Origin of the sequence: Pseudomonas sp. BF-B-15 (genome assembly GCF_019946675.1) — a bacterium.
GTDB classification, from domain to species: Bacteria; Pseudomonadota; Gammaproteobacteria; order Pseudomonadales; family Pseudomonadaceae; genus Aquipseudomonas; species Aquipseudomonas migulae.
Map to the genome: position 1 here is coordinate 1 of NZ_JAGYFZ010000188.1, position 4,484 is coordinate 4,484.

General features: G+C 60.2%; 4 protein-coding genes. All 4 read right to left on the minus strand.

All coding sequences use genetic code 11. The features are described 5' to 3' along the window. Positions 1 to 59: 59 nt before the first annotated feature. Positions 60 to 1,724 (minus strand): glucose-6-phosphate isomerase, encoded by a 1,665-nt coding sequence (gene pgi, locus KGA97_RS29025; RefSeq protein WP_008033191.1) that lies wholly within the window; start codon positions 1,722 to 1,724, stop codon positions 60 to 62. Positions 1,725 to 1,944: 220 nt separating this feature from the next. Further along, positions 1,945 to 2,325, minus strand: a complete 381-nt coding sequence (gene panD, locus KGA97_RS29030) for an aspartate 1-decarboxylase (protein ID WP_003228271.1) — start codon at positions 2,323 to 2,325, stop codon at positions 1,945 to 1,947. A gap of 196 nt (positions 2,326 to 2,521) precedes the next feature. Next, positions 2,522 to 3,382, minus strand: a complete 861-nt coding sequence (gene panC, locus KGA97_RS29035) for a pantoate--beta-alanine ligase (RefSeq protein ID WP_223481961.1) — start codon at positions 3,380 to 3,382, stop codon at positions 2,522 to 2,524. Next, positions 3,379 to 4,179 carry a 3-methyl-2-oxobutanoate hydroxymethyltransferase gene (gene panB, locus KGA97_RS29040; RefSeq protein WP_008036377.1) on the minus strand — a complete coding sequence of 267 codons (801 nt, stop codon included), beginning with the start codon at positions 4,177 to 4,179 and terminating at the stop codon, positions 3,379 to 3,381. The genes panC and panB overlap by 4 nt, the downstream gene beginning before the upstream one ends. Positions 4,180 to 4,484: the final 305 nt, after the last annotated feature.

Genomic DNA, 4,484 nt, shown 5'->3' on the forward strand with positions numbered 1-4,484 from the left:
GCTATCGCCAGCAAGCCGGCTCCTACAAGGTTAGTACCGTCTGTAGGAGTGGCGTCAGATTAACCGCGGTGACGACCGCGGAAATAGTTGATCAGCCCTTGGGTGGAAGCATCGTCAGCCGGGGTTTCTTCGCTGCCGACCAGACGGTTGTAGACGCCTTTGCCCAGCTCTTTGCCCAGCTCCACGCCCCACTGGTCGAAGGCGTTGATGCCCCAGATCACGCTTTGCACGAAGACTTTGTGTTCGTACATCGCCACCAGTGCGCCGAGACGACGCGGGCTGATGCGTTCGACCACCAGGGTGTTGCTCGGACGGTTGCCCGGGATCACCTTGTGCGGCGCGAGCTTCTGCACGTCGGCTTCGGCCATGCCTTTGTCACGCAGCTCGGATTCGGCCTCTGCGCGGGTCTTGCCGAGCATCAGTGCCTGGCTTTGCGACAGGCAGTTGGCGTACAGCCACTGGTGGTGATCGGACACCGGGTTGAAGCTGACGATCGGCACAATGAAGTCGGCCGGGATCAATTGGGTGCCTTGGTGCAGCAACTGGTGATACGCGTGCTGACCGTTGCAGCCCACGCCACCCCAGATCACCGGACCGGTATCAGTGGACACCGGCGTGCCGTCCTGGCGCACGCTCTTGCCGTTGGATTCCATGTCCAGCTGTTGCAAGTGTTTGGTGATGTTGCGCAGGTAGTGGTCGTACGGCAGGATCGCGTGGCTCTGCGCGCCCCAGAAGTTGCCGTACCAGACACCGAGCAACGCCAGCAGCACCGGCATGTTCTGTTCGAATGGCGCGCTCTGGAAATGCTGGTCCATGGTGTAGGCACCGGACAGCAGTTCCTTGAAGTTGGACATGCCGATGGCCAGGGCAATCGGCAAACCGATGGCCGACCACAGCGAATAACGGCCGCCGACCCAATCCCACATCGGGAAGATGTTTTCTTCGCGGATACCGAACGCCACGGCGGCGGCGTTGTTGCTCGAGACCGCGATGAAGTGACGATACAGCTCGGCTTCCGAACCACCCTGAGCCAGGTACCAGGCGCGAGCGGCCTGGGCGTTTTTCAGGGTTTCGAGGGTGTTGAAAGACTTCGACGAAACGATAAACAGCGTGGTCTCGGCGCGCAGCTTCATGGTCAGTTCATGAAGCTCGGTGCCGTCGATGTTTGCCAGGTAATGGCAGCGCACGCCTTTCTGGGCGTAGGACAGCAGCGCTTCGGAAACCAGCTCCGGGCCGAGGAACGAGCCACCGATGCCGATGTTCACCACGTCGGTGATCGGCTTCTCGGTGTAACCGCGCCACAGACCGTCGTGGATACGGCCCACGAGGTCGGTGATCTTGTTCAAGACCTTGTGCACTTCAGGCATCACGTTGACGCCGTTGACCGACAGCTTCTCGCCCACTGGGCGGCGCAGCGCGGTGTGCAGGGCTGGGCGTCCTTCGGAAGAGTTGACGATTTCGCCTTCGAACAGCGCCTTGATCGCGCCCTTGAGGTCGACTTCATTGGCCAGGCCCACCAGCAGATTGCGGGTCTCGGCGTTGATCAGGTTCTTCGAGTAGTCGAGAAACAGGCCGCAGCTGCTGAGGGTGAATTGGGTAAAGCGCTGCGGATCGGCATTGAAGGCTTCGCGCATGCTGAAATCCTGCATGGCTTGGCGGTGGTCATTCAGCGCCTGCCAGGCGGGCAGAGCGGTCACGTCTTGAGGAGTGCGGTAGTACGCCATCGCTGCGGGTTTCCTTTTTACTTGAACGGCCTTTTGAACACTAAAAATCCCGGAGCGCCGTGGGTGGGCGTCCGGTCAACTGCGTCGACACGATTTCATGGCACAGGGCGAATACAGTAAACCTCGCGCTGCGATCTGTCTTGACTTTGTCTGACCCGTTCCCGGTACTTTTTTGTACATGAAGCAGGGAACGGTCCGACAAACGGAAGAGAAGGTTCGGTCAGGCGACCTGAACCGGAATGGCATTGCTGGTGTGGCTCAGCTCGTTACCCGGTGCCATGTAGAGCATGCGCGGCTTGAAGTTGAGCAGCTCGGCTTCGCTGTAGTGAGCGTAAGCACAGATGATCACACGGTCACCGACCTTGGCCTTGTGGGCGGCGGCGCCATTGACCGAGATCATGCGCGAGCCTTCTTCGCCACGAATGGCGTAGGTGGTGAAGCGTTCGCCGTTGTCGACGTTGTAGATCTGGATCTGTTCGTATTCACGGATGCCGGACAAGTCCAGCCATTCGCCGTCGATGGCGCAAGAACCTTCGTAATCGAGTACTGCGTGGGTGACTTCGGCGCGATGCAGCTTGGCCTTGAGCATGATGGCGTGCATGAGTGTTTTCCCAGGTCGGAATCGAACGGCGGGCAGTTTGCCCGAAGCGATTGTGGGCAGCAATACAGGGGCGAGGCAACGCAACTCCCTGTAGGAGCGAAGCTTGCTCGCGAAGGCGCCGTGTCAGTCGATGCAGATGTCGAATGACGCGATGCTTTCGCGAGCAAGCTTCGCTCCTACAGAGGGGTTGTGGTGTTCAGACGGGGGCGTCGAGGTTCAGGTGCAGGTTGTCGATCAACCGCGTGGTGCCGAGGAACGCCGCCACCAGAATCACCAGGTCCCGATCTTCCTCCGTCGCCGGGCGCAAGGTCAGCGCATGGCGGATTTCCAGGTAGTCGGTACGCAAACCTGCAGCTTCAAGCTGCCTGGTCTGTGCGGCGATCAACGCCGGAAAATCGCGCTCACCCTGTTTAATGGCATCAGCAATCGAGGTCAGCGTGCGATACACAGCCGGCGCCACGGCCCGCTGTTCTTCACTGAGAAAGCCGTTGCGCGATGACAATGCCAGCCCATCGGCCGCACGGACCGTCGGCTCGCCGATGATCTGGATCGGCATGTTCAGGTCATGCACCAGCGCGCGAATCACGGCCAGTTGCTGGAAATCTTTCTGGCCAAAGATCGCCAGGTCCGGCTGAACCATGTTGAACAGTTTGCTGACCACCGTCGCCACGCCTTCGAAATGCCCCGGACGGCTGGCGCCGCACAGGCCTTCGGACAGTTGTGGAACGCTGACGCGGGTCTGGCCGGTCATGCCGTCGGGGTACATTTCTTCTACGGCGGGCGCGAACAACAAGTGGCAACCGGCTTCGAGCAGTTGTTCCTGATCCGCTGCCAGGGTGCGGGGGTACTTGTCGAGGTCTTCGCCGGCGCCGAATTGCAGCGGGTTGACGAAAATACTCGCGACCACGAAGTCCGCCCGCTGGGAGGCCTTGGTAATCAGCGCGATATGACCGCTGTGCAGGTTGCCCATGGTCGGTACGAAGGCGATGCGCTTGCCTTCACTGCGGGCGCGGGCCACGGCGGCCCGCAATTCGCGTACGGTTTTTACGGTGTTCATGCAGAGAATCCGTGTTCGATACCAGGGAAAGTCGCCGCTTTGACTTCAGTGACATAAGCGCTCAGGGCCGCGTGAATGCTGGTTTGGCCGTTCATGAAGTTCTTCACGAACTTTGGCACTCGGCCAGTGATCGACAGGCCAAGCATGTCGTGCAGCACCAGGACCTGGCCGTCGGTACCGCTGCCGGCACCGATGCCTATCACCGGAATCCCCACGGCCTGGGTGATTTCCTGAGCCAGTTCGCTCGGCACGCATTCGAGCAGCAGCATGGCGGCACCGGCCTGTTCCAGGGCGATGGCGTCGGCGCGCATCTGCCGTGCCTGGTTCTCGCCACGGCCCTGGACTTTGTAACCGCCCAGAATGTTCACCGATTGCGGCGTCAGGCCCATGTGCGCGCACACCGGGATGCCGCGCTCGGCCAGCAGACGGATCGAATCCGCCAGCCACAGCGCACCTTCGACCTTGACCATGTGTGCACCGGCCTGCATCAACTGGGCGCTGTTGGTCATGGTTTGTTCGATAGTGGCGTAGGCCATGAAGGGCAGGTCGGCGAGGATAAACGCGTCGGTGTTACCGCGTTTGACGGCGGCGACGTGGTAAGCCATCTCGGCGGTGGTCACCGGCAGGGTGCTGTCGTGACCTTGCAGAACCATGCCGAGGGAGTCGCCCACCAGCAGCACTTCGACGCCGGCTTCATTGCAGGCGTGGGCGAAGGTCGCGTCATAGCAGGTCAGCATGGTGATTTTTTCACCTTTTTGCTTGAGACCTTGCAGAGTGGTCAGGGTGATGGCTGGCATGAAAAGTTCCTCATTCAGGCGCTGTGGAAACTACTGCGAGTAACGCGCGTGATTCTTCGTTAAATACAGGCGCACGGTCTGTTGTCGTGCTTTTAAGGCCTGGATTGCGCCCTTTAACGCCGTGTTGGCGGCAGCGGGACGCCTATAGTCGTGAGGAGAACTCGGGAAGTCAATTGCGTGTGTTACCGCATTGTTACGCGTGGGGTGTTACCGAAGTAACTGATGCGATTCAGCACCTGCAGATCTTATGCACAACACAAATCCCCTGTGGGAGCGAGCCTGCTCGCGATAGCGGTGTGGCATTC

Bases quoted from the DNA above. Each gene is read 5' to 3' on its own strand.
- pgi (WP_008033191.1), bottom strand. From the start codon at position 1,724: ATGGCGTACTACCGCACTCCTCAAGACGTGACCGCTCTGCCCGCCTGG.
- panB (WP_008036377.1), bottom strand. From the start codon at position 4,179: ATGCCAGCCATCACCCTGACCACTCTGCAAGGTCTCAAGCAAAAAGGT.
- panD (WP_003228271.1), bottom strand. From the start codon at position 2,325: ATGCACGCCATCATGCTCAAGGCCAAGCTGCATCGCGCCGAAGTCACC.
- panC (WP_223481961.1), bottom strand. From the start codon at position 3,382: ATGAACACCGTAAAAACCGTACGCGAATTGCGGGCCGCCGTGGCCCGC.